Source organism: Acidihalobacter yilgarnensis, assembly GCF_001753245.1.
Lineage (GTDB): Bacteria > Pseudomonadota > Gammaproteobacteria > DSM-5130 > Acidihalobacteraceae > Acidihalobacter > Acidihalobacter yilgarnensis.
Genome location: NZ_CP017415.1, coordinates 1,395,729 through 1,419,884 on the forward strand (window position 1 = coordinate 1,395,729; position 24,156 = coordinate 1,419,884).

At 63.0% G+C, this 24,156-nt stretch carries 21 protein-coding genes; all 21 read right to left on the bottom strand.

Features of this window, described 5'->3' with window-relative positions; genetic code table 11:
* Positions 1 to 31: 31 nt before the first annotated feature.
* The 21 genes from BI364_RS06615 to BI364_RS06725 all read right to left on the bottom strand — a co-directional run bounded on the left by BI364_RS06615 (position 32) and on the right by BI364_RS06725 (position 24,153).
* Positions 32 to 379: a DsrE family protein gene (locus tag BI364_RS06615; protein ID WP_070078056.1), complete on the bottom strand. Its 348-nt coding sequence runs from the start codon at positions 377 to 379 to the stop codon at positions 32 to 34.
* Positions 380 to 382: 3 nt separating this feature from the next.
* Positions 383 to 1,111, bottom strand: a complete 729-nt coding sequence (locus BI364_RS06620) for a dienelactone hydrolase family protein (protein ID WP_070078057.1) — start codon at positions 1,109 to 1,111, stop codon at positions 383 to 385.
* Between the two features lie 17 nt (positions 1,112 to 1,128).
* Entirely contained in the window at positions 1,129 to 2,160 is a 1,032-nt protein-coding gene (locus BI364_RS06625) for an alcohol dehydrogenase (protein ID WP_070078058.1), read from the bottom strand.
* 109 nt (positions 2,161 to 2,269) lie between these two features.
* Complete coding sequence (locus BI364_RS06630; RefSeq protein WP_070078059.1) at positions 2,270 to 2,896, bottom strand: TetR/AcrR family transcriptional regulator; 627 nt, start codon at positions 2,894 to 2,896, stop codon at positions 2,270 to 2,272.
* A 9-nt stretch (positions 2,897 to 2,905) separates the two neighbouring features.
* Entirely contained in the window at positions 2,906 to 5,428 is a 2,523-nt protein-coding gene (glgP, locus tag BI364_RS06635) for an alpha-glucan family phosphorylase (RefSeq protein WP_070078060.1), read from the bottom strand.
* Positions 5,425 to 6,402 carry a 1-phosphofructokinase gene (gene pfkB / locus BI364_RS06640; RefSeq protein ID WP_070078061.1) on the bottom strand — a complete coding sequence of 326 codons (978 nt, stop codon included), beginning with the start codon at positions 6,400 to 6,402 and terminating at the stop codon, positions 5,425 to 5,427. Before pfkB ends, glgP begins: the two co-directional genes overlap by 4 nt.
* Positions 6,399 to 7,517, bottom strand: coding sequence for a phosphohexomutase domain-containing protein (locus tag BI364_RS06645; RefSeq protein ID WP_070078062.1), 1,119 nt, complete (start codon positions 7,515 to 7,517; stop codon positions 6,399 to 6,401). Before BI364_RS06645 ends, pfkB begins: the two co-directional genes overlap by 4 nt.
* Before the next feature lie 376 nt (positions 7,518 to 7,893).
* Positions 7,894 to 9,345, bottom strand: coding sequence for a pyruvate kinase (gene pyk, locus BI364_RS06650; RefSeq protein WP_070078063.1), 1,452 nt, complete (start codon positions 9,343 to 9,345; stop codon positions 7,894 to 7,896).
* Positions 9,346 to 10,716: an NAD(P)/FAD-dependent oxidoreductase gene (locus tag BI364_RS06655; RefSeq protein ID WP_070078064.1), complete on the bottom strand. Its 1,371-nt coding sequence runs from the start codon at positions 10,714 to 10,716 to the stop codon at positions 9,346 to 9,348. It abuts the gene before it with no gap.
* 36 nt (positions 10,717 to 10,752) lie between these two features.
* On the bottom strand, positions 10,753 to 12,018 hold the full coding sequence (locus BI364_RS06660) for an MgtC/SapB family protein (RefSeq protein ID WP_070078065.1): 1,266 nt from the start codon (positions 12,016 to 12,018) through the stop codon (positions 10,753 to 10,755).
* Between the two features lie 36 nt (positions 12,019 to 12,054).
* Positions 12,055 to 12,435, bottom strand: a complete 381-nt coding sequence (locus tag BI364_RS06665; RefSeq protein ID WP_070078066.1) for a YidH family protein — start codon at positions 12,433 to 12,435, stop codon at positions 12,055 to 12,057.
* A gap of 12 nt (positions 12,436 to 12,447) precedes the next feature.
* On the bottom strand, positions 12,448 to 12,915 hold the full coding sequence (locus BI364_RS06670; RefSeq protein ID WP_070078067.1) for a universal stress protein: 468 nt from the start codon (positions 12,913 to 12,915) through the stop codon (positions 12,448 to 12,450).
* Positions 12,916 to 13,377: 462 nt separating this feature from the next.
* Positions 13,378 to 13,686, bottom strand: a complete 309-nt coding sequence (locus BI364_RS18265) for a DUF2934 domain-containing protein (RefSeq protein WP_083251206.1) — start codon at positions 13,684 to 13,686, stop codon at positions 13,378 to 13,380.
* Positions 13,687 to 14,001: 315 nt separating this feature from the next.
* The gene (locus tag BI364_RS06690; RefSeq protein ID WP_070078070.1) at positions 14,002 to 14,433 is read right to left on the bottom strand and encodes an HIT domain-containing protein; all 432 of its coding nucleotides are present in this window, start codon (positions 14,431 to 14,433) and stop codon (positions 14,002 to 14,004) included.
* A 44-nt stretch (positions 14,434 to 14,477) separates the two neighbouring features.
* A complete protein-coding gene (gene acs, locus BI364_RS06695; protein WP_070078071.1) occupies positions 14,478 to 16,439 on the bottom strand; it encodes an acetate--CoA ligase in 1,962 nt (653 codons plus the stop codon).
* 98 nt (positions 16,440 to 16,537) lie between these two features.
* Positions 16,538 to 17,137 (bottom strand): histidine phosphatase family protein, encoded by a 600-nt coding sequence (locus BI364_RS06700; RefSeq protein ID WP_070078072.1) that lies wholly within the window; start codon positions 17,135 to 17,137, stop codon positions 16,538 to 16,540.
* Complete coding sequence (locus tag BI364_RS18270) at positions 17,130 to 17,978, bottom strand: hypothetical protein (protein ID WP_070078073.1); 849 nt, start codon at positions 17,976 to 17,978, stop codon at positions 17,130 to 17,132. The genes BI364_RS06700 and BI364_RS18270 overlap by 8 nt, the downstream gene beginning before the upstream one ends.
* Positions 17,979 to 17,989: 11 nt before the next feature.
* On the bottom strand, positions 17,990 to 19,291 hold the full coding sequence (locus BI364_RS06710) for a UDP-glucose dehydrogenase family protein (RefSeq protein WP_070078074.1): 1,302 nt from the start codon (positions 19,289 to 19,291) through the stop codon (positions 17,990 to 17,992).
* Between the two features lie 27 nt (positions 19,292 to 19,318).
* Positions 19,319 to 20,758: a glycosyltransferase family protein gene (locus BI364_RS06715; RefSeq protein WP_070078075.1), complete on the bottom strand. Its 1,440-nt coding sequence runs from the start codon at positions 20,756 to 20,758 to the stop codon at positions 19,319 to 19,321.
* Between the two features lie 189 nt (positions 20,759 to 20,947).
* Positions 20,948 to 22,321: a UDP-glucose dehydrogenase family protein gene (locus BI364_RS06720; RefSeq protein ID WP_070078076.1), complete on the bottom strand. Its 1,374-nt coding sequence runs from the start codon at positions 22,319 to 22,321 to the stop codon at positions 20,948 to 20,950.
* Entirely contained in the window at positions 22,318 to 24,153 is a 1,836-nt protein-coding gene (locus BI364_RS06725; RefSeq protein ID WP_070078077.1) for an ABC transporter ATP-binding protein, read from the bottom strand. Before BI364_RS06725 ends, BI364_RS06720 begins: the two co-directional genes overlap by 4 nt.
* Between the last annotated feature and the right edge of the window lie 3 nt (positions 24,154 to 24,156).

The following is a 24,156-nucleotide window of genomic DNA, read 5'->3' on the forward strand; positions in this document are numbered from 1 at the left end:
TGGCGGCCAGGATCAAAAGACCCTCATGGGGTCAAAAGGTCATCATCTGATAACCTTGTTCGACGACGGTAACGAGATCGGCGCCGATGGCTTGCATCTGAACTTCGGCCTCACGGAGGTTGTCTTCCTCGCCGAGTCCACGGGCATTGTAAATGCAGGCGAGGGTGGTCACGCCGCTGACGAGGAGTTCGTCGAGCACCGGTTTGAGCGTGGCGTCGTCCTTGAGCTGGCCTGGTACGCGGACGCCGGGGCCGAAGAAGAAAAAGCGGATGTCTTCCAGGCGATTCTGCTTGAGCGCGACGGCGGTAAAACGCAATGCCATCTCGACCTTTACCGGGTCCTTCATGTCGGAAAGCAGCACGATTGCAAGCTTGGCCATGGTTTACTCCTTGATGTGGCTGGCGAAGAAGTCGAGCGTCAGACGCCAAGACTCATCGGCTGCACCGGCGTGATAACTGGCCCGTTGATCGCAGAAGAAGCCGTGGCCGGCCTCCGGGTAGACCTGTAAACCATAGCGTTTGCCGGCGTGGCTCAAGGCTTCCGCGACGCGTGCGTGTTCGTCCGGCGCGATGGATCCATCGGCCGCACCGTAATGCAGCAGCAGCGGCGCCTGCATCGAGGGTATCCGGTCAAGCAGCGGTACGCGTCCGAGGCGATCTTGGGTTGGGGCGATGCCGCCCCCGTAGTACGCCACGCTGGCCCCTACGCGGTCGGCCCTGGTGCCATGGGTCAGGAAGGCGTAGCGCCCGCCCATGCAGAAGCCGAGTACGCCGGGCTTGCTGCCGGCGACTGCAGGGTGTCCCACGAGCAGGTCGAGCGCAGCATCGGTCTCGCCCATGACCTGTTCGTCGTTCAGACCGCGCAGATGAGCAATGGCATTGTCGGAATCACTGTATTCGTAGACATGCCCGTGATAGATGTCGGGCACCAGGGCGACATAGCCGGCCTCGGCCAAGCGATTGGCCAGGGATTGGAAGTGATCGTTAACACCATAGGCCTCAATGAAGACCAGGACCGCGGGGTATGGGCCTTCGCCGGGCGGGCGCGCGAGATAGCCGCGCAGCTCGGGTGTGATGTCGACCCATTCTGCCTGAGTATTGGCATTGCTCATGTGAGCTCCTTCGGTGATCAATTGGACGTGGGATTCATGCTCAGGACCACGCGAAAGCGCGCCTCATTGTTAAGCATGCGTTCGTAGGCGGCCTTGGCCTGTTCCAGCGGATAGGTCTCGATCATGGCGTTGACACCCCTCAGGGCGCTGAAGCGCAGTGTGTCTTCGGAATCGCGCGCATGGCCGGAGGCCCACCCTGTCAAACTGTGATTGCCAGCGATGAGTTGCAGCGGCGTGACCTCGATGGGCTCGTTGTCGATGCCGACGACAATCATCCGGCCATGGCGGCTGAGCCCGGAGAACAAGGCGGTGATCAGTCGGCTGTTGGGTGCGGTGGCGAGAATGACGCGAGCACCGCCCAGCGCTTGCAGTGCGGCCACCCCGTCGCCGGAAGCTGTGTCGATATAGTGGTCCGCACCCAGTTCGCGGGCCAGCGCCTCCTTGTCCGCCCCGCGTGAGAGCGCGACGGTTAGAAATCCCATGTGGTGCGCGAACTGTACGCCAAGGTGACCCAGCCCACCGATGCCCTGTACCGCGACCAGATCGCCGGGACGAGCGCCACTGTTGCGTAGGGCATTGTAGGTGGTGATGCCGGCGCAGAGCAGCGGCGCCGCCTCGACCGAGTCCAGCGTGTCGGGCACACGGGCGAGGCTTTCGGCAGGCGCCACCATGTATTCGGCGTAGCCGCCATCGAAGGAAATACCGGTGATTTTGGCCTCGACGCAGTTGACGAAATCGCCCTCGCGGCAGGCCTCGCAGGTGTGGCAATGGCCGCCGTGCCAGCCGACCCCAACCCGCTGGCCCGGTTGCCAGCTCGTCACACCGGGACCGAGCGCGTCGATCACGCCGACGACCTCGTGGCCGGGGATGCGCGGGTAGGCAATACCGGGGAACAGGCCTTCCTTGACGAACAAGTCGCTGTGGCAGATGCCGCAGGCCTGTACGCGGATACGGACCTCAGCCTCAGCAGGGGTGGGCAGAGGACGTTCGACGAGTTCGAAGTCGCCACCGGGGCGGGCGATCTGCATCGCCTTCATGGTTTTGGGCATGGGATAAAGGCTCCTGGTGCGGGTTTACGAGGCGGACGCGCATGATAATACAGACCGGTCGGTATGTTTATGCCGACTACCTCTAAAGACCTCTTGAATCCGTGTGGGTTCAATCTCGGGCGGGCGCTGTAGCCAGTTGCGCGAGATAGTCGCCCAGTGTGCGCATACATCCGCGATAGGCCTCAATGTCCTGCAGATTTTTGCTCAGCCCCGCACAGCCTTCCATAGAGGCGATGACGAACAGGGCGGCCTGCTTGCAGTCGATGTCGGGACGGATCTGGTCGAGCGCACGTGCGCGACGCAGCGCTTGGGTCAGCGCATCGGTCCAGTCCTGAAGTACGCGATGCAGAGCGTTGCGGAAGATCTCGTCGCAGGGGCTCATTTCCTGCATCAAATTATTGAGGTCGCAGCCCAGACGCACGTTTTCCGGGCCTGCATTACGCTGTTTTTGATCGAGCAGGAAGGCGAGCACGTCCAGCGGGCGTTCGGCCTGCATCAGAGGTTCGATCCATTCCTGGTGCACGCGGACGGCGATGACCTCTTCGACCACGGCGATGCCGAGCGCCTGCTTGGTCTCGAAGTGATGGTATAACGCGCCCTTGCTTAGTCCGGTGTCGGTGAGTATTCGTTCCAGGCTGGCCGCTTGGAAGCCACGCTCGTAGATCTCGCGATGGGCCGCGCAGAGCAGACGCTGGCGCGTATTTTCGGGGTTGCATTGACGGGCGGGATGGGTCATTGGCGTGACTCAGTTACGCGGTTGCCAGAGAATTTCGGTCGCCTCGAGAGGGACGCTGGCCGCCGGATGTGTTGGGACAATGCGCGCAGTGTAATCATCTGGCGTGCAGTCCGCGGATAAGGTCGTGCTGTAGCGGTAGCCGTGAATCGCGCCCGCCAAAGGCTCCATCCGCTGTAGACGGTGACAGGAATTGGGTTCGGCGTAAAGCTCCACTGCGATGTCGTCCGGCCCCAGGTCGTCCAGATAGACCTGCACGTCCGCCCGCCACCCGTTGCCCTCTTGTTTCCATGATAGATCTCCGATCCGCAGGCCGCCCCAGTGAGCTTTGAGACGCCGATGCCAGGCTTCGAGTTCCGTCCCCAGACGGGCATTGTCGGCTTGACGCGCGGCGATGGCGCGTGATTGAGGCAAATAATAGTGTTCGACATATTCGCGCAACATACGGTTGGAAGAATAGGCAGGGGTCAATCTGGCCATACTCTCGCGGATTCGTGCGACCCAGGGCGGGGGGATACCCGCCTGATCGCGAGTATAAAACAGCGGCACGATCTCTTCCTCGAGTAAGCGGTAGAGATTCTTCGCCTCGCTGGCATCCCAGGCAGGGTCGGCATCGTGCTCGCAGCGGTCGCCGATCGCCCAGCCGACCTCCGGCGCATAGGCTTCGGCCCACCAGCCATCGAGCTCGGACAGGTTGAGACCGCCATTGACGAGTACCTTCATTCCACTGGTGCCACTGGCCTCCCATGGACGCCGAGGTGTGTTGATCCAGAGATCCACGCCTTCCACCAGCGTGGCCGCGACGGCCATGTCGTAGTCTTCCACAAAGACGACACGCCCGCGTAGCTCGGGTCTTGCAATGAATTCGCTCCATTCCTTGATCATGCGTTGGCCGTTCCAATCGCGCGGGTGTGCCTTGCCGGCGAGAACGAGTTGAACCGGCCGGTTGGTATTGGTGAGCAATCGCGAGAGCCGGTCGGGGTCGGTGAGCAGCAGATTGGTACGCTTGTAGGCGGTGAATCGGCGTGCGAATCCGAGCGTGAGGGCGTTGGGATCGAGCATCAGGGCGCATTCATCGATGCGCTCGACGGCCGCGCCGAGGCTCGCGCGCTGGCGGGCAAGGCGTGCGCGTAAGGCCTTGATGAGGGACTGGCGGCTACGTCCTCGGAATTCCCAGAGAGTGGCATCGTCCAGACCGCGGATACCGCCACCGATACCCGTAAGATCGCCGATCCAGCGGGACTTGCCACAGCTTTGCGTCCACAGCTGATCAGCATCGCGCGAGTCCCAGCTGGGTGTATGTACTCCGTTGGTAACGTGCCCGATAGGCACTTCGTGTAGAGGTCTGCGTGGGAACATCGGAGCAAACAGGTGTCGACTGACTTCGCCATGCAGACGGGATACGCCATTGGCCGCGCCGCAGCCGCGTAACGCAAGGTAAGCGGGGACGAAGTCCTCGTCGGCGTCGTTCGTATCGGGATGTATCCGGCCGAGTTGGAGGATGCGCTCGAAGGGCAAGCCCCATTGATCGGCATAGGGTGTCAGATAAAGTCGTACCAGAGCGGGTGGGAAGCGATCAAAGGCAGCGGGCACCGGGGTGTGTGTCGTGAACAGATTGCCCGCGCGGGTAGCGCGCAGGGCGATCTCGAAGTCCGTGCCGTGTTGCCGCCGGAAGCTTGCGGCGCGTTCGAATACGGCGAGGGCGGCGTGGCCTTCATTGAGGTGACAGACGCTGACCGGTAGTCCTAGGCGTTCCAGCATGCGCCAACCGCCAATGCCAAGGATGACTTCCTGGGTTAGGCGGGTCTCGGTGTCGCCACCATATAGCTCTCCGGTGATGCCGCGATCGCGCGGCCCGTTGACAAGGTCATTGGCATCCAACAGTAACAGGCGCGCGCGACCGACGCGTGCCTCCCAGCAACGTAGCTGTAGTGGGCGGCCAGGCAATTCGACGGTGACGCGCAACCAACCGCCATCACCATTGCGTAGCGGCATCACGGGTAGCATCGCAGGGTCGTTGTAGGGGTAGTAAGCCAGCTGTTCCCCATCGATGTTCAGTGCTTGGCGAAAATATCCCTGTTGATACAGTAGGCCGACACCAACCATCGGAACTCCTAGATCGCTGGCTGTCTTGAGCATGTCGCCGGCGAGAATGCCAAGACCGCCCGAATAAATTGGCAGCGATTCGCTGAGGCCGAATTCCATGCTGAAGTAGGCGACGGTACCGAAGTTACCGGTGTCCTGTATTTCGCCAAACCAGGTGGGGCCATTGAGACTGGCTTCGCGCTCGGCCAGCTGGCGTTCGAGTTCATCGCGAAAGGTCGCGTCGTCCGCGAGTTGGTTCAGGCGATCGCGAGAAACCGATTCGAGTATCAACCAGGGATTGGCGGTGGCGGCCCATAGCTCGGGATCGAGGGTTTCCCAGAGTGCGTCGGAGGCGTGACTCCAGCTCCAGCGCAGGTCAAGGGCGAGCTCGGTCAGTCTTGAGAGCGGCTCTGGCAGCGTGCGTGTCAGGTAACGTTGGAATGCGTTCATGCTGAAGTCGCGCCTGTGGTGTGGGCAATGCGCCGGATTTCTATCTGTCCGAGCAGGGATTGGATCTGTTGGTAGCCAAACAGGGCCGTGCCCGGTCGGCTGGCGGTGCCGCTGCCGCAAGCGATGCCGAGACGCAGTGCTTCTGCGGGCCCTTCGCCGCGCGTTAGTGCAGTGATCAGTCCTGCGATCATGGAGTCGCCCGCACCGACGGTGGACGCCACCTCGATGTTCGGCGCCTTGGCCAGATAAGTGGCCTGGTCGTCGACCAGGAGTGCGCCCTCGGCGCCGAGTGAGACGCAGACATATTCGATACCGCGGGCCTGCAGCGCACAGGCTTCGCTGATGACGGCATCTAAATTTGGCAACGGGTGCCCGACCCATAATCCCAGTTCGTAGCGGTTGGGCTTGATCAGAAAGGGGCGTTCGTCGATGGCTCGGGCCAAGGGTTCACCCTGGGCATCGACTACGCAGCGGACGGCCTGGGCCCGCAAAGCGCGGATCAGGGTCGCGTAGATGTCCTGGGGTACGCCTGGTGGCAATGACCCGGTGAGTACGGCGTAGCCGCCGCCAGCCAAGTTGAGCACCTCGTCGATCACGTTCTGTAGCGCGAATGCGGTGACCTGAGGACCGGTGGCGCTGATCTCATATTGTGTGCGCGGTGTCTGTTGCAACAAGGTGACGTTGATTCGCGTTTCGCCCTCTATGCGGATGCAATGCGGATGATCGAGTTCATGCGCGATCAGCCGCTGTAGGAAATCACCGATTTCGCCACCCACGATACAGACCGAGTGAGCGGGCATACGCAGGTGCTTGAGCGCGCGTGCGACGTTGATGCCGTTGCCACCAGGGTCGTAGCGGTCCGCGCGGGCGTGAATTTTTTGATCGGCAATCAGCTGGGGAATGTCGTAACTGATATCGACGGAAGGGTTGAGCGTCAGTGTGACCAGCGGAGCATGGTCGACGGTCCGATTCATGCCGGCTCCAGACGTAGCGTTTGGATCAGGGTTGATAGGGGTTGCGGGCGATCGGCCAGGCCATTGATCAGTTCAATCAGGCTGCGTAGGGCATTGTCGGTGGAATACAGGTCACCGTAGAAATAATTGCCCCGATCGCTGATCCCGAACAGCGCTTGCTTGTCGACCATGGCGACCTGGATGGTCGCCGCCCCGCCGTCGCGAACGCCGAGTGGTTGCCCTCCGGCCGAACGGATGGCTTCGGTGACCTCGTGGGAGACTGCGGGTCCATGGACCACGCCGCCGCCGGGGTGTTGTTCTAGCATGATCAGGGCGATCAGGCCGCCGAGGCGGTCGGGTGCGATGGGCAATCCTGTTTCATCAACCACCATCAGCGCGTCGGCATCTCCATCGAAGGCTATCCCGAGATGGCAACCATGGGTGACGACGCAGCGGCTCAAGGTATCCAGTGCACCAGGGTCCTGCGGGTTGGGCGAACGATTCTGAAATGCGCCATCCGGCTCGAAGTCCAGTTCCCAGATACGCACGGTGTGCAGGTGAGAAAAGACCATGCGCGTGTCGAGTCCGCCGATGCCGTTGCCAGCGTCGATCGCCACCTTGATCGGCGTGTAGGTCCGGCAATGGCTGCGGATCACGGCGGCATAATCCGCCAGTGGCGAGGCATAGTGCAGTTCGGGTGTACAGGCATGGCCAGAATAGAACGCCGGTTCGGCACGTGCGATAACCTCTTCCAGGCCATGGCCGACGCTCAGCGCCACCGCGTGTTCGCGGTAGAGTTTGAGGCCGTTATATTCCGCGGGTAGGCGACCGCCGGTGATCATGACTGCACCGTCGAATTTCTGCTCGGCGGCATACCAGCGCAGCATCGGCGTTGCGCATAGCCCGATGTGGGTGACGTGGTGCCCTCCCGAGCGCAGGCCAATGCTGACCGCCTCGGCGAGCGACGCCGAACTGCGCCGCGCGTCATGGCCGATCAGGAATTCGCGATCACCTTCCGGGGAAATCAAGTCGCCGAAGGCACGCGCAATGGAAATTACCTGCCCGCACTGCAGGCCTCCATTGACTGAGCCGCGTATGCCATCCGGGGTCAGCGCCTGTTCGAGTAGGGTGTTCATGGAAGGCCTCGTTGGTGTGATCATAGGGGCGTCGGTCGCGTGGGTTGCGCGGGCGGGGGTGCAGGGCCTGTTCGGCGAGCCGGATGAAACGCCGGTGGCGCGGTGAATCGGGGTGGAATTGCAGATAGGTCATCAATTTCGCCTGATCCTCAATGAATATCCACAACAGACAATAGACCCAGATGAGACCCACGTCCGTCCAACCGATGGGTGCGATCAAACCCATCGAAACCTAGACCACGAACTGAGGGCAGTTGCCTTGAGAGACGCAAGCGCGGTGCCGTCTGCAGGGTGGACGTGCTGGGCGCGAAATTAACGAGGCATCGGTTGTGAAATTGTCGGCATCGAGTGGGATCAAAGGTCGGTTTGATCTGGATCATTCCGAGTCACCGTTTGCGGTAGCGTGTGGTACATAAGGTGTCGCCGGGCGTAAAGCCACGCGACTGATGCCGTCGGGGTGGTCGCGCGAAGGGCCTTGGGTGATCACGATCGGGCCATGTCCACGCGGGTAATGGTGTGCCAGCCATTCGTCGATTACCGCGTCCCACGCTGTGTTGTTGGAAGAGACATGTACAGGATGTACGCCACGGCTGAAGGTCAGTCTTCGACAGATGGCGATGTCGTGGCAGAAGGCGATAATCCAGGCTCGCGGGCGCAAGCGAGCAATTCGGCGTGCCGTGGCGCCGGTGCGGGTAGGTGTGACGATCAGCAACGCGCGCAGACGCGCCGCGGCCTCGACTGCGGCGGCGGCGATTACCGCTTCAAGCGAGTGGCCAGCGGGCTGCGTGGCGGCTGCGGCCTGGGGCTCGGCCTCCGCATGCGCGGCAATACGCGCCAGCATCCGCACGGCGGGCACCGGATAAGCGCCGGCGGCGGATTCTTCGGACAGCATGACCGCATCGGTGCCATCGAGTACGGCATTGGCGACATCGGTGGCCTCGGCCCGCGTGGGGCGTCGGTTGCGCGTCATCGATTCGAGCATTTGCGTCGCCGTGATCACGGGTTTACCGGCGCGGTTCGCGCGTGCGATCAGTCGTTTTTGTACCAGCGCGATGGCCTCGATAGGGGTTTCGACGCCGAGATCACCGCGCGCGACCATCAAGGCGTCCGCCACATCCAAGATGGCATCGAGATGTTTCAGGGCCGCAGCACGTTCGATTTTGGCCACCAGCCAAGGGTGATGACCCCGCGCGGCCGCAGCCGCACGGGCGGCGAGCACGTCCTCGGGGCCTTGCACGAAGGACAGGCCGATCGCGTCTACGCCTAATTCAAGGGCAAAGTCGAGCAGGCGCCGATCTTCGTCGGTGAAGGCTCCGCCCTCGAGTATTAACGACGGCGCGTTGATGCCCTTGTGAGAGCGCAGCTCCCCGCCGACGATGACATGGGCCTCGATGCCCGCTTCTGTGACCCGGCGTATGCGCAGCTGGAGAAAGCCGTCGTTGAGGAATAGATCCTCGCCGGGGGTGCTCCCGGCGAGCAATTTGGGTTGATCCATGGGGATGTGGGTCAGCGCAGCGGTTGCGGGCGCGGCTATCGGTCCGAGTAGAACCGATTCACTTCGCCGAAGCATCATGACCTCTGTCGGCAGGCGTCCGATGCGCAACTTGGGGCCGGGCAGATCGGCGAGTATGGCCAAGGTGCGCCCGGTGTCTTCGGCCGCGGCGCGCAGTGCAGCTATCCAGCGGGCATGTGTTTCGAGGTCGCCGTGCGCAAGGTTGAGCCGCGCCACGTCCATGCCCGCGAGCAGCATCCGGCGCAGGGTAGCCGGCGCTTGCGACGCTGGGCCGATGGTGCATACGATCCGGGTGCGGTGGCGAGGTAGACGCATTTACGATGGGCTCAGGCGTCGGCGCAGGGCTTCGCCCGTTGCCGCCACGATCGGGTGCACCGGTGCGGTCAGACGGGGATGGCTGCCGAACTGGAAGCTGGCGAGATCGGTGGCCGTGGCGCGCAGCTGGATGGCGACGGCAAGGGTGTTGAGAATTTCTGCGGTGGTGGCGCCGCCGATGACCTGTCCGCCGATCAGTCGCTCGCTGTTGGCGTCGAATACCAGCCGGCAATGCACTTCATGCGTGCCCGGCATTGACGCTGGGTGATGGTCGGGCAGGCGTGCGTCGCCGATGAAAACTTCAAAGCCGATTTCGCGCGCCGTATGCTCGGTCAGCCCGGCGACGCCGAAGGCCAGATCGTCGATCTGGCTGGCGTACACCGCGATGGTGCCGGCATTGGTTCTTGGTAGTTTGAGGCCGTAAAGATTCATACCCGCGATACGCCCCTCGGCGGCGGCCTGCGAGGCGAGCAGGGCATGGCTGGCGTGGCGCGTGAAGAAATCCTGCTTGTGGGCACAGTCGCCCACTGCGAATACCTGGGAATCTTCCCGGCTTTGCTGGAAGCCATCCACCCAGATGCCGCCCGAGCGTGACAGGGTCAGGCCCATGTCAGCAGCCAGACGTGTGTCCGGCTGTGTGCCGATGGCGATGAGGACGCCCTCGACGGGCAGATTGCGTCCATCGTCAAGGCGGACGCCGCCCACGCGTTGTCCGCTGGCATCGGCTTCGATCGCGGTTACGGTGGCGCCGGTATGAATCTTCACGCCCAGCGACGCCAGTCGCGCTTCCACGGCGAGACTGGCGTCCGTGTCGAAGGAGCCTGCCAGCAGGTGTGGGCGTTGTTCGATGAGGTGGACCTCAATGCCGCGCTTGCGCAGCTCATCAGAGAATTCCACGCCGATGAAGCCGCCCCCGAGTATGGCCAGCCGGCTGATGCCGGGCAGTGTTTCGCCGAGCAGGGTGTCGAGATAGTCGTAATCCTTGTGGATTTGAAACACACCGGGCAGTTCGCGGCCGTCGATGGGCGGAAGATAGGGCGTCGAGCCGGTGGCCAACACCAGGCGGTTCCAGGCGATGTGCGTGCCGTCTTCCAGTGTGGCGATGCGGTGATTGCGATCTACCGATGCAATGTGCCCGATGAGTATTTTGCCGCCGAAGGAGAGAAAGGGCGCTCTGCCCGCGAGGTCCTCGTCGGTGCCACCTAGCGTGCCGAAGATGTAGGGGATGCCGCAGGGCACCACGGCCTGTTCCTCCGGGCGTACCAGTAACACGCGTCGCGCTGGCCAGAACTGCGCAGCGGTGATGCCGCACATCATGCCGGCGGGACCACCGCCGACGATCAGTACATCTGTCTCGATGGGCGTGCTCATGCGTGGCTCCGGTGGGTGGGATGGGATCGGATGGGCCTAGCTGCCATGCCAGTAGACGTAGACCAGCGACAGCAGGCAACTGACAAACAGCCAGATGGCCGCCGGCAGAACGCGCCGGTTGCGGCTCAGTACGACGGCGTACAGGCCCTTGAGCAAATTGTTGCTGCCGCTGGCGACGATCACGGCTGCGGCAAGTCCGGCCTCGTCGACGTGAAAGCGGCCGGCAAGCAAGGAGAGGATGAATGGATCGATGTCGGTGAAGCCCACGGCGAAGGACAGCAGGTGCAGTCCGGTGGTGCCGTAACGTCCGATGACCCAGTGGGTCAATGCGGCGAAGACCACGAACAAAAAGGCAAACAACACCGCCGTGCTGAATTCAAGGGGGTGGCGCAAGGGCGGTACGCCGGCCTCTCCGCCAACGGTCGCGGGGCCGTGATGCAGCAGCCAGGCGACGCCTAGAGAGCCCGCAAACAGGACGGCAAAGGGTATTACCAGACGCCATGCGATGGCGTCGTGACCGAGGATCAGTATCAGACTGAACAGGCGCAGATACATCATCGCGGTGGCGAGCACGATGGCTGCGGCCAGGGTGCGATCGTCACCGCCCGGTTCGTGCGCCTGACGACCCAGCACCACGGTGGCGGCTGTGCTGGAATAAAGCCCGCCGAGCAACCCGGTGAGCAGTGCACCACGTGAAGGAAAAAAATAGGTTTGTGCCAGATAGCTCAGATAGGAAATACCGGAGACTACAATGACCGCCAGCCAGAGCTGGTAATAGGTCACGCTCAGGAAGGGCGCGATTTGTCGTTCGGGCAATAATGGCAGGATCAGTCCCGCCATGATCAGGAATTTGGCCAGGGTGGCAGCTTCGCTGCTGCGAAAGGCATCGGAGAAGCGTCGGATGCCGGGTTTTTCCCCGAGGAGCAGGAGGATCACAACCACATAAAGGATAAGCAACCAGATCGGCTGACGCAGGGACAACGGACCGATGAGAAAGACCAGCAAGGCAATGAGGGTGGCGAGCAGGCTTTGCTGACCGGCGCGTAGGCGCACCCAGTAATTCAAGGCAAGCAACACGGTCACGGCGACCAGACCAAAGGCGTAAAGGTGCAGGCTGGGGTCCAGCAGCGTCAGGGTGAAACCGAGTACCGCGAGCAAGGTGAAGGTGCGCGTGGTGCCGAATCCCAGATCCTGTCCGCCGGCACGACGATAACTGTGCAGCTCCAGACCGATCACGAATCCGAATAGCGTAGTTGCGATGAAGGCAACCAGCAGGGGTGACAGCGGAGCGAGGTTCGGCATCGGGAGTGCGTTTTCCGATTATGCGGATGGTCAGGGTCAGCCTAGTACCTCGCGGCCGACGTAAATGACGAGAAACAGGCCCAACACCCCCACCACCGTGGCCAGTACGAGATTGGGCACGGTGGTGCGATATTGTTCCGGCGCTTCGCTGTCGATCAGGCGTCGGTTGAGCAGATAGCCCCAGCTCGCGACCGCAACCATCACCAGCCCGGTGATCATCAGCGCCAAACCGGCACCGGCCGCGCGATGGCCGGCACCGGACACGTTGCCTGGATGGTTGCCGGCAACCGCGAGATAGCGCATGAACAAATCGAATTTCTCGATCACGAAGCCGAAGGCCAGCAGTGCGACGGCCGTGCGTATCCAGGCCAGATAGGTGCGTTCGTTGGCGGCGTGATCGCGGAAGCGCTCAATCATGGTTGTCTTCGCCTAGGCTGGAGGCGCGCCGGAGGGCACGATCAGCATCGGCAGGCTGCCCTTGCGCAGTAGTGTTTCGGTGGTGCTGCCGAGGAGCAGGCGAGCGAGGCCGTGACGTCCGTGGGTCGCGATCACGAGCAGGTCGGCCTGCCAATCTTCGGCAGCCTTGAGGATGGCGCGGCCGATGCGGCCTTCTGGCGATTCGATCAGCTCGGATTCGACTTCAAGTCCGGCCGCCTTGGCTTCTTCCAGCGCGGCGTCTAACACCTTGCGGGCACCGCCCACGAGGTTGTCGCGCAGCGTCTGCGGGTCGATCCAGGCAAGCTCGCCGCCCATGTAGTCACCAATGGCCTCATCGACCACGGTGATGAGCTTGATTGAGGCATCCTGGTCGGCAGCTAGGGCCAGCGCTTGGGCCAGCGATTTACCCGCTGGGCCACTGCCGTCGACGGGAACCAGAATACGTTGATAGAGGCCCATTTCGAATGCTCCTTGTGAAGGGGGTATACAGCCACCCCGGCGGGTCATTATCGGCTGATTTTGCCTACGTCATCATGACGCGGATCATGGCTAGGGGACGTGATGATTTTGCTGGCAGACGATTTCCTGGCCGATTCAGGATTTCGAACAGGCCGAGCGCGATCAATTGTGAGTCGCGCGCCGCTCAGGGAACGGGCAAACCAGCCACCGAAGCCTGCGATCAGGCCGATACCTATGGCGGTAGCATGGTGGCCGAGGCTCGGATCCGAAGGCGTGGGTGGGGTGGGGCACGCTTGTCGTCCGTTATCGGACTCGTGTGCGAGATCGTTCACGTCGACGCTTGATTCCTGCGGGCTGCGCCCGAATGGGGCACTCAACCAAGTAGACAGTATTCGCCGTCGCAGGTTCTGAGGCGATGAACGGGCGGCCGGATCATGCGTCTGGCCGCCCGGAACTGGATGTCTAGTGGGTCAGTCCACCACCGAGGTGAGCGTCTATCATGGTCTCGGCCTCCAGCCAGTCGTTCAACGAGCGGTTGGGGTCGAAGCCGTGTGTCTCCGCGATGTAGAACGCCGCCTCGGCAATCATTCGATAACGCTGTTCGGGCGTTCTCTGGCGGGTATCGGCGACCTTGGGTTTGCGGCTGCGTGGCGCGGCGGATTTGCTCGCGGTGCGTGTCGTGGCCGCTTTGGTAGCGGATTTTGGATTTACCGGCGTGGCGGTTTTGGTGCTGCGGGTGCGTTTTTTGGGGGATTCGGGGGTTTCGCTCATGGCTTCACTCCGTCAAGGCTTCAGAGAGGCACTGCCGAACGGTATGGGGGCGGGCAGCCTCGAAAGCATAGATCAAATTTGCCGCACCATTGGGGCAGTTAGCGCGATTGTGGCGGCTACGGCCGCAGTCGCTTTTCCTTCCCTGCAAGACAACGCGCGTCGCGCAGGGACGGAGCCCGTCCAATTCCCGGTCGTGTGTTGCGCTGGATGGTTATGCGGGCTGACCCGGCAGCATTTCTTGCGCCTCGCTTGATGGTCATGCAATTGATGGTCGTCCAGTCGCGGCGCTGGCCAGTACAGGTGATGAACGCGTTTTCAATCGGGGAGCGGAGTGAAGCCGGGCAAGTGGGCGCTATGGAGTTGCGCGCGTAGTCTGGCGAGGGCTTCTGAGGTATAGGTATTGCGTACGGTGGTACCCCAGACCACGCCGGGCCATGCGGGGTCTTTCTCGTGTCGCCCGACGACGTGTACGTGTAATTGGCGGACGATATTGCCGATGGCCGCGACATTGAGCTTTTCGACCTGTGAGCAGGCGGTTTTGACGAAGGCCGCGACGCGGTTGACCTCTGTCATCAGACCGGCTTGCAGGGCGGGTTCGAGCGCGTAAAGCTCGGTTTCGCGGGTGCGCGGCACGAGGATGAACCAGGGGTAGTCGGCGTTATTCATCAATAGCAGTTCACTGAACGGCAACCGTCCCATGCGGTGGCAGTCCTGCGCGAGGCGCGAGTCGAGGGTGAAGGCATTCATGGCGGATCAGCGCGGGTGCGACAATGTCGCACCCGCGCTGGGTTTCAGGCCTTGCCCTGGAGCTGAGCGATCACCGCCTCGTTCTCCAGTGTGGAGATGTCGGATGTGATGATCTCGCCCTTGGCAATGCTGCGCAGCAGGCGGCGCATGATCTTGCCCGAGCGGGTTTTGGGCAGGCCCTCGGTGAAGCGGATTTCGTCGGGCTTGGCGATCGGTCCGATCTCCTTCGCCACCCAGTCGCGCAGGGTCTTGGTCATGGCCACGGCGTTGTCGCCGGTGGGCCGTTCGCCACGCATGATGACATAGGCCACGATGGCCTCACCCTTGATGTCGTGCGGGCGGCCGACGACCGCAGCCTCGGCTACGGCCTCGTGTGCGGCCAGCGCGGATTCGATTTCCATGGTGCCAAGGCGATGGCCGGAAACGTTGAGCACGTCGTCAATGCGCCCCATGATCCAGAAATAACCGTCGGCGTCGCGTCGTGCGCTGTCGCCTGCGAGATAGAAGCGACCGTCGAACATGCCCCAGTAGGTCTTGCGGTAGCGTTCGTCGTCGCCCCATACGGTGCGCAGCATCGACGGCCAGGGCTTACGAATGACGAGGTAGCCGCCGCGATCCGGTTCGGCGATGGTGTTGCCCTGTTCGTCGACTACGTCGGCGATGATGCCGGGCAGCGCGAGTGTGCAGGAGCCGGGTTTGGTCGCCACGGCGCCGGGGATCGGGGCGATCATGTGACCGCCGGTCTCGGTCTGCCACCAAGTGTCGACGATGGGGCAGTGTTCGCCGCCGATGATGCGGTGATACCACATCCAGGCCTCGGGGTTGATCGGCTCGCCGACGGTGCCGAGCAGGCGGAGTTTGGAGAGGTCATGAGCCTGCGGGAAGGCGTCGCCGAGCTTCATCAGTGCGCGGATCGCGGTCGGCGCTGTGTAGAACACGGTGACGCCGTGATCGGCAGCGACCTTCCAGAAACGCCCACCGTCGGGTACGGTCGGAGCGCCTTCGTAGATCACCTGGGTGGCGCCGAGCGCCAGCGGGCCATAGGCGACATAGGTGTGACCGGTGATCCAACCGACGTCCGCCGTGCACCAGTACACGTCGCGGTCGTGCAGGTCGAAAACCCACTTGTTGGTCAGGATGGCCTGCAGCAGATAACCGGCACTGGAATGCTGGATGCCTTTGGGTTTGCCGGTGGACCCTGAGGTATAGAGCAGAAACAGGGGATGCTCGGCGTCGACCCATTCCGGTTCGCAGACGTCATCCTGGCCCGCGATGGCGTCCTGCCAGCGCACGTCGCGGCCCTCCACCATCGGCACACCATGACGAGTGCGCTCGAAGACGATGACCTTCTCCACGCTCGGTGTGCCGTGCTCGATGGCTTCGTCGACCGCAGCCTTGAGTGGGACGATCTTACCGCCGCGGTGGCCGCCGTCAGCGGTGATAATCATGCGTGCGCCGGCGTCGTTGGCGCGGTCGCGCAGGGCCTCGGCGGAAAATCCGCCGAAGACCACCGAATGGGTCGCGCCGATGCGGGCGCAGGCCTGCATGGCGATCACCGCCTCGGCGATCATGGGCATGTAGATGATGACGCGGTCGCTTTTGCGGATGCCCTGAGCCTTGAGCGCGTTGGCAAAGCGGCAGACCTCGGCGTGCAGCTCGCGGTAGGTATAGGTGCAGGTGTCGCCGGGCTCACCCTCGAAGACGATGGCGATCTTGTCGCCGCGCTCAGCGAGGTGGCGGTCGAGGCAGTTGTAGCTGACGTTGAGATGACCGTCGGTGAACCAGTGGTAGTGCGGTGCGTCGGATTCGTCCAGGGTGGTGTTGAACGGCGTCTGCCAGGTGATTTCCTCGCGTGCACGTTCGGCCCAGAAACCTTCGTAATCCTCGGCTGCCTGGCGATGAAGCGCGGCCAGTGAGTCGGCGTTCAGGCGGGCCTCGGCGACAAAAGATTGCGGGGGCTGAAATACGCGTTCTTCGTGCAGGACGGATTCGATGTTTTCGCTCATGGTCGCCGCGCTCCTGATGTTTGTGACCTGCGCCTTGTCGGTCGGCGTGTTCGAAAGTCTTGATAAGAACTGAAAATCTTATCAGAAACATCGGTGGACTAGGGGATGCGGGGTGGCCAGTCGAGCGCGAATAAATCTGAATTGCCAACCGAAATGTGGCGGAATGCGGCCAATTCGGTGTTATCCGCCAACAGGCGGGCGATGCGAATGACACCGGAATGGGTGACGACAATCACGGGTGAGGGCAGCGAGGCCGCGAGGTCGTCCAGGCAGTGTCGAATCCGTTCGGCGGCGATTGGCAGGGCTTCGCCGCCTGCGGGTGGATATGCGTCCGGTTGGCGCTTCCAGCGTCGCAGCGCCTCTGGCCAGCGTGCCTTGACCTCTGCTTGTGTGAAGCCCTCCCAGTCGCCGTAGGATAGCTCGCACAGGCGTTCGTCGATTGCCAGGTCGAGGCCGAGTTGATGGCCGATCGGTAGCGCGGTCTCGCGCGCGCGTTGCAATGGACTGCTGATCAGCGTGCGTGCACCGCTACCGGCCAGGCGTTCGCCAAGTGCCAGGGCCTGCTCGCGGCCGAATGTGGTCAAGGCGGTGTCGCTACGTCCCTGGTAGCGGCCGTCGCGGTTCCAGTCGGTCTGGCCGTGGCGCACCAGCAAGAGGCGCGCGCGTGCGGTGGCTACCCGTGGTCGAGATTCAGCCACGCAGGCTGAGGCCAAAGGTGATGCGGCTACCGGCGTGCAGACCTTCACCGGCCAATTCCTTTTCGTAGAGCAATCGCAAGCGTACACCGTGCGCGAGATGATAAGACACGCCGAGTCCGGGACGCAGCAGGTTGTAATTGGTCGCGTTGTGCGCGGTATTCCCTGGAATGTAGCCGCCGTTCGGGCCTACCACGCGGGAGAGGAACACGCTGCTGAGCCAGGACCAGCGATGCATGATGGGGCCGCCGATCAAGCCCATGAAGCGGATCTGCGGGGCACCCCCCTCGAGGAATACGCGTGGACCGAGCGAAAAACTGGCGTAAAACGGCGAACCTGCGCCGCCAAGACGCGTCCATAACCAGTAATCCATCTCGACGGCATGTTGTCCGGTGCTCAGTGCGGGATCAAGCGTTCCCGACCCGGTGGGGATCACCACGCTCATGGCGAGCGCTTGCGCGTACGCCGGCTGGCTGTCGAACACGTGGGCGATACCGAGCTGTTGGTCCTCGGGGCCGTTGGCGGTCAGCGTCTTTTTGTGCTTGATCTTGCTGATATGTGCGGCGCGCAAATCGAAGAAAAACAGCCAGCGTGGCGCCAGGGCGGCGCGCCCGGTGATGCGCAACTCCTGTTTGAGGTAGCGGCTGCTCGAAGGCACGGTTGCGGTGCCGAAGCTGCCCTGGGGGAAGCTTCGGTCGGAACTGTAGTCGCGGTACTGAAAATTGAGTACGTTCCGGCTACCGGCAGGCTCCCAGGGATTGGCGTGTGCCGGACGAGGCAGGGCGAGTAGGATCAAAGTGGCCAGCGCGGCGAAGCCAACGGGCAAGGTCAGGGAACGGCGCATAGATTTTTTGCTCAACCAGCCAGGGGGATAAAGCACAAACCGAGGGCGCGGAGGGTATCGGCCTCCAGCAGATTGCGCCCATCGATCACGATCCGCGGGCCGCCAAGATGTTTCGCGATGTCGGCCCAATCCAGCGTGCGGAATTCGGGCCAGTCGGTGGCGATAACCACGGCATCGGCGCCGTCGGCGGCCCTATAGGCATCGTCGAAGTGACGCAATTGGGCGTCGGCTGGGCGCGCAGTACGCGCGGCGGTGCCTGCCTGCGGGTCATAGGCCCGTACTTGCGCGCCGCCACGGCGTAGGGCATCGATCACCGCGAGACCGGGTGCCTCGCGCACGTCGTCGGTGCCGGCTTTGAAGGCCAGGCCGAAGATACAGATATGCTTGCCGCGCAAGGTGCCCAGCGCTTCGTGCAAGGTATGGATGACGGCCTCGCGTTGGCGGGCATTGATCGCTAGCGTCGCGCGCAGCAAGCCTGGCGCATGTCCGGGTACCAAGCGCTCCAGGGCGCGTACCTCACGGGGCAGGCAGTCGCCACCATAACCGATGCCGGGTTCGATGAAATCAGCGCCGATGCGTGGGTCGAGTGCCATGCCCTCGGCGACGGAGCGCACGTCAGCGCCGGTGAGGCGCGCCAACGAGGCGATCTCGTTGATGAACGAGATCTTCGCCGCAAAAAAGGCATTGGAGGCATATTTGATGAGCTGTGCGGATGCGGGCGTGACGAACAGGATCGGGCTGCGCAGGGGCGCGTAAAGTCGTGCCAGGACATTGGCCGCCTCGGCGTCATCGGTGCCGATCACGATGCGACTGGGATGCGTGATGTCATGTAGGGCCTGACCGCGTCGTGGAAATTCTGGATTGATCACCACGGGCAGATGGCGTATCGGGGTACGCAATCGCGATAGGGCGGCTTGCAGTCGCGACAAGGCTCCGCCGGGTGGTGGCACGGATTTGAGTACCAGGATGAAGTCTCCGGGCGTGCGTGCCGCGAGCTGGATCAGAGTGTTGCGCAGGCTCGTGGTTGCGGGGCGTCCATCCGGCGTCAGTGGCGTGCCGACGCAGGCGATAGCGAAGTCGATGGGCGTGTCGGGATGGCTTTGCCGACTGAGGGCGATACGACCCTCACTCACTGCCTGGGTAAAGGTGGCGATCAGCTCCGGCTCGTTGCTGTCCAGACGCCCCTCAGCGAGTGCGTCCAGACGTGCCACGTCGTGATCGTGCGCAGTGACTCGGCAGCCGAGTTCGGCAAGGCAGACGGCGGTGGCAAGTCCGACGTGGCCGAGTCCGACGATAAAGGCGTGTTGCGCCATCGGGTATATCCCTTTGCGCGGTTTGGATCAGGCCTCCAGCGCGGCCTCTGGCCGTGCCGTGAGGGCATGCAACTCAGTGGCGACCCGTGCCGCGCCGTCCAGCGGGAAGCTGGCAATGTGGCGATCACTGGCATCCAGGACCATCGGCACTAGGCGACCGAGCTGCTCGGCGATATCCCCATCGGGGTCTATGCGGTCGACGAGTCCGAAGCGCGCGAGCATCTCTGCACGCAGGCGCTGCTCGGCGCGTGGTCGGGCACGTGGCACCAGAATGGCCTTGCAGCCCACCGAGAGGATCTCGGAACTGGTGTTGTAACCCGCCATGGCGATCACCAGTTCGGACTGTTGCATCAGCGGCAGCATGTCGGTCGCGCCGTCGATCAGATGCACATCTGGACTCTCCGCCGCGGCACGTTCGAGCTGCGCGCGTTCGGCCGGATCCATCAAGGGGCCGGGTACGATCAGACTCTGACAACCGAAGCCATCGTGACGCCGCAGGGCGGCCAGATAGGCCTCGATGATACGCACGCCGTCGCCACCACCACCGACGGTTACCAGCACGCGCGGACGTCCAGGCATGGCCGGGGGTAAGAGGCTATCCGTCGATTCGCCAGCGGATTTATTACATACATAGCCGCAGTAGCGGATCTTGTGTGCCACCGCCTCAGGGATATCGTAGGCCTCGACCACGTCGAACCAATCTTCCCGTCCGTAGACCAGGATTTGGTCATAGACGCGGTCCAGGATGTCGATGATGCCTTGTTCTCCCCAGACTTTGCGGGTGGCATCTGGCGCGTCGATGATGTCGCGCATGCCGAGTACGAGGCGGGTTTCCGGGTGGCTTTCCTGCAGCAAGGCAAGCGTGGGCAGCAGTTCGCCGCCCATGCCGATGGGGGCATGGTCGACGAGGAAGACATCCGGCTTGAATGACAGTGCCGCTTCCAGGATCAGCGCTTCGCGATGGCCCTTGAGCAATGCGAAATTCTTGGCATGGTCACGTGGACCGTACTGCTCGTCACCGATTTTGACCACGGGCGGCAGTGCACGCACGGTCAAGCCTGGCGGTAAGGGCCAACTGTCCTGCATGGGCGAACCGGTGAGCAACAGCACTTCAAAGCGTCCGGGCGAAGCGAGCAATTGGTGGGCGATGGCTAGATTGCGACGCAGATGACCCAGTCCGAAGGTATCGTGAGAATAGAGCATGATTCGGCTCGGTCGGGCCGCACGGTCGCTGTGCTCCCGTGTGTCCTGGCCCTGGTGTTCCCAGTTGTCCGCCCTCAGGGATAGATTGCCGACGATGGCATTGCTTCGGTTGTCGGTGAGGAAGGCTAACGATTCGCGTGCGCTGCGAGCGAGGCCGCTGTTGCGCTGACGGCGCCAGCAGTCCAGACAGAGCGATATCCAGTCATTGCCGTAGAGATAGCGGATGGAGGCGCGGTGTTGGTGGCCGCAGCGGTTGTCCGGCATGGCGGGGGCGTATCCATTGTGGGGCACAAGGGAAGGGCCGGCGTGGCTATGTGAAATGGCTTGTTCTTGATGATTCACTTGGGATCGCCTCCACCTGATGGTATTCCTGCCCGGCACCGCTGATCTGCGATTCCGGTCTCTGATGACTTACACGCCACCCGCGTCGAAAGGGTTGCATCGGATTGTCGATCAGACGGCCTGGCGCATCGCCGGTCGTTGCGTGTTGTCCTCGGACGGGTTTTCACCGCGCCCGATGGCGAGGTACTGGAATCCGAGTTGCTGCATGAGTTTGGGGTCGTAGAGGTTGCGCCCGTCGAGGATGAGGGGTTGTTTGAGTTTTTGTTTGAGGGTGTCGAAGTCTGGGCTTCTGAAGTGGGTCCACTCGGTGACGATGAGGAGGGCGTCGGCGTCGTCGAGGGTGGCCTCGGGGCTATCGCAGAGGGTGAGGTCGTCGCGCTCGCCGTAGAGTCTGTGGCATTCGTCCATGGCGACCGGGTCGTAGGCGCGGACTCGCGCGCCGGATTCCCAGAGGGCCTCCATGAGGACTCGACTGGGGGCCTCGCGCATATCGTCGGTGTTGGGCTTGAAGGCCAGCCCCCAGAGGGCGAAGGTGCGGCCCTTGAGATTGCCGTCGAAATGGGTGTGCAGCTTGTCGAACAGGCGCTGCTTCTGGCGGTCGTTGACCGCCTCGACGGCGGCGAGCAGCTCGGCCTGATAGCCTGCGGCGCGGGCGGTGCGCTCAAGGGCCTTAACGTCCTTGGGGAAGCACGAGCCGCCGTAGCCGCAGCCCGGATAGATGAAGTGATAGCCGATGCGCGGGTCCGAGCCGATACCCACGCGCACCGCCTCGATGTCTGCGCCCAGGCGCTCGGCCAAGTTGGCCAGCTCGTTCATGAAGCTGATCTTGGTGGCGAGCATGGCATTGGCCGCGTACTTGGTCAGCTCGGCGGAGCGCACGTCCATCAGCACCACACGCTCGTGGCTGCGGTTGAAGGGGGCGTAGAGCGCGCGCATCAGCTCGCCGGTGCGGGGATTGTCGGTGCCGACGACGATACGGTCGGGCTTCATGAAGTCATCGATGGCCGCGCCCTCCTTGAGGAACTCCGGGTTCGAGACCACATCGAACTCGACCTCGGCGCCACGCGCATCGAGGGCCCCCTGCAGTGTCTGTCGGACGCGGTCGGCGGTGCCGACGGGGACGGTGGACTTGTTGACCACGATGCGGTAGTCGTCCATATGCTGGGCGACGGTGCGGGCGACCTCGAGGACGTGGCGCAGATCGGCGGAGCCATCCTCATCGGGTGGCGTGCCGACGGCGATGAACTGGAACAGGCCGTGTTTGACGCCCTCGGCGGCGTCGAGGGTGAAGCGCAGGCGTCCGGCGGCGGCGTTATCGCGCACGAGCTTGTCGAGGCCGGGCTCGTAGATGGGGATATCGCCTTGTTCGAGGCGCTGGATCTTGTCGGGATCGACGTCGACGCAGAGCACGTGATTGCCCACCTGGGCCAGGCAGGCGCCCGTCACCAAGCCTACATAGCCAGATCCGTATATCGTGATCTTCATGCCGGTACACTCCCTCGATTATTGTCAGTGGTCATGATGGTGTCGCCGCGGGCCAGAGTGTCGTCACGCCACAGAGCCGCGTAGGCGCCGTTGCGTCGTAGCAGCGCCTCGTGCTGCCCGGTTTCGACGATACGCCCGCCATCCAACACCACGATGACATCGGATTTGGCGATGGTGGCCAGGCGATGGGCGATGATCAGCGTGGTACGGCCGCGCGTCAGCCGGTGCAATGCTGCCGTGACGCGGCGTTCGGCAAAGGCGTCGAGCGCGCTGGTCGGTTCGTCGAGCAGGACGACGGGCGCGTCGCGCAACATGGCTCGTGCGATGGACACACATTGACGTTGCCCACCGGAGAGCCCGGCGCCGCGCTCGCCTACGGCGGTGTCGTAGCCATGTGGGAGCAGGGCAATCATGTCGTCTATGCCAACCGCACAGGCAGCCTCGATCGCGTCCGCACGACCAGCACCGTCGCGCCCGTAGGCGATGTTTTCCCACACGCTGCCTTGCAACAGCAGGGGTTCCTGAAGCACCAGCGCGACTTGGTCACGTAAATAGTCGAGATCGAGTTCGCGCAGATCGTGACCGTCGAGCAGGACGCGTCCTGCCGAGGGATCGTGCAGCCTGGGCACCAGTGCGGCCAGTGTGCTCTTGCCGGCGCCGGTCGCGCCGACCAGGGCGACGGTCTGGCCAGGTGTAATGTCGAGGTTAATGTCGTGCAGAATTGGGCGGTTTTCCCGGTAGGCGAACGACACGCCTTGCAGCACGATGGCACCATGGCTGCGCGGTGGGCGCAACGCGCCGGGGCGGCTGTGGATTTCTGGCGCCTCCTCGAAGATGTCGCCCAACCGTTCGGCGGCGACCTGGCCCTTGCTGATCACGCCGGCCGACTTGGCGAACTGACGCAGTGGCGCCGCCATGCCACGCAGATAGGCGAGAAATACGAGTAGTTCGCCCGCGGTGATGCGCCCTGAAAGTACTTGGGTGGCGCCGTACCAGGTGGCCAGTGCGGTGGTCATGGCGATGCCGCCGGCCACCAGCGGGGCGAAGCGGTTCTGCAGGTCGCTGGCTTCTATGGTGGCTTCCAGGCTGTGTCCGGCCTGTCGACCGAAGCGGTCGTCCTCGTGCGCCTGTCGGCCGTAGGCCTGGACGATGGGCAGGGCGGTCATGATTTCCTGAATCAGCCCCGACAGCTCGCCTTCGCGATTGCGTGCCTGGCGTAGGGCCAGACGCAGGCGTTTGCTGTAACGCTGCATCAGCCAGAGCAGTATCGGTCCGGCGGAAAGTACGATCAGTGCGTAGCGCCAATCGATGAAGAACATGATCACGATCATGCCGATCAGGGTCAGCAAGTGTGCGAACACGCCGGTGCCGACGGTGGCGACGAGGTTCTGCAACGCTTGGATGTCGCCGTTGAGGCGACTGGAGAGTTCGCCGCTGCGCCGCCGGCGATGATAGCCCAGAGACAGGCGCTGGAGGTGCGCGAACAGGTCACGCCGTAGTTCGAATACGGCGTGTTGTCCGGAGATCAGCAGCAAACGGTTGCCGACGATGGCGAACAGCATGTCGAGTAAACCTAATGTCACCATGACCGCGGCGAGGACATCGAGCAGCTCGAAGCGCTGCAGCGCCGGGTCAGGCAGCCAGCCGATCATCCAGTGCGGTAGCGGGTGCCGGAACAGCACGCTGTCGATGATGAACTTGAGCGGCCAGGGGAGCAGCAGGAGCACCGTGGCGCGCAGGCTCATGGTGGCAGCGGCGCCGATCAGCGCGCGTCGATGCGGGCGCAAATAGCTACGCAACGACCAGAGCGTGAACTCGCGCTTATCCACCATCAG

Excerpts from the sequence above, each read along its gene's own strand:
- BI364_RS06615 (WP_070078056.1), bottom strand. The coding sequence starts at position 379 with ATGGCCAAGCTTGCAATCGTGCTGCTTTCCGACATGAAGGACCCGGTA.
- BI364_RS06620 (WP_070078057.1), bottom strand. The coding sequence starts at position 1,111 with ATGAGCAATGCCAATACTCAGGCAGAATGGGTCGACATCACACCCGAG.
- BI364_RS06625 (WP_070078058.1), bottom strand. The coding sequence starts at position 2,160 with ATGCCCAAAACCATGAAGGCGATGCAGATCGCCCGCCCCGGTGGCGAC.
- BI364_RS06630 (WP_070078059.1), bottom strand. The coding sequence starts at position 2,896 with ATGACCCATCCCGCCCGTCAATGCAACCCCGAAAATACGCGCCAGCGT.
- glgP (WP_070078060.1), bottom strand. The coding sequence starts at position 5,428 with ATGAACGCATTCCAACGTTACCTGACACGCACGCTGCCAGAGCCGCTC.
- pfkB (WP_070078061.1), bottom strand. The coding sequence starts at position 6,402 with ATGAATCGGACCGTCGACCATGCTCCGCTGGTCACACTGACGCTCAAC.
- BI364_RS06645 (WP_070078062.1), bottom strand. The coding sequence starts at position 7,517 with ATGAACACCCTACTCGAACAGGCGCTGACCCCGGATGGCATACGCGGC.
- pyk (WP_070078063.1), bottom strand. The coding sequence starts at position 9,345 with ATGCGTCTACCTCGCCACCGCACCCGGATCGTATGCACCATCGGCCCA.
- BI364_RS06655 (WP_070078064.1), bottom strand. The coding sequence starts at position 10,716 with ATGAGCACGCCCATCGAGACAGATGTACTGATCGTCGGCGGTGGTCCC.
- BI364_RS06660 (WP_070078065.1), bottom strand. The coding sequence starts at position 12,018 with ATGCCGAACCTCGCTCCGCTGTCACCCCTGCTGGTTGCCTTCATCGCA.
- BI364_RS06665 (WP_070078066.1), bottom strand. The coding sequence starts at position 12,435 with ATGATTGAGCGCTTCCGCGATCACGCCGCCAACGAACGCACCTATCTG.
- BI364_RS06670 (WP_070078067.1), bottom strand. The coding sequence starts at position 12,915 with ATGGGCCTCTATCAACGTATTCTGGTTCCCGTCGACGGCAGTGGCCCA.
- BI364_RS18265 (WP_083251206.1), bottom strand. The coding sequence starts at position 13,686 with ATGAGCGAAACCCCCGAATCCCCCAAAAAACGCACCCGCAGCACCAAA.
- BI364_RS06690 (WP_070078070.1), bottom strand. The coding sequence starts at position 14,433 with ATGAATGCCTTCACCCTCGACTCGCGCCTCGCGCAGGACTGCCACCGC.
- acs (WP_070078071.1), bottom strand. The coding sequence starts at position 16,439 with ATGAGCGAAAACATCGAATCCGTCCTGCACGAAGAACGCGTATTTCAG.
- BI364_RS18270 (WP_070078073.1), bottom strand. The coding sequence starts at position 17,978 with ATGCGCCGTTCCCTGACCTTGCCCGTTGGCTTCGCCGCGCTGGCCACT.
- BI364_RS06710 (WP_070078074.1), bottom strand. The coding sequence starts at position 19,291 with ATGGCGCAACACGCCTTTATCGTCGGACTCGGCCACGTCGGACTTGCC.
- BI364_RS06715 (WP_070078075.1), bottom strand. The coding sequence starts at position 20,758 with ATGCCGGACAACCGCTGCGGCCACCAACACCGCGCCTCCATCCGCTAT.
- BI364_RS06720 (WP_070078076.1), bottom strand. The coding sequence starts at position 22,321 with ATGAAGATCACGATATACGGATCTGGCTATGTAGGCTTGGTGACGGGC.
- BI364_RS06725 (WP_070078077.1), bottom strand. The coding sequence starts at position 24,153 with ATGGTGGATAAGCGCGAGTTCACGCTCTGGTCGTTGCGTAGCTATTTG.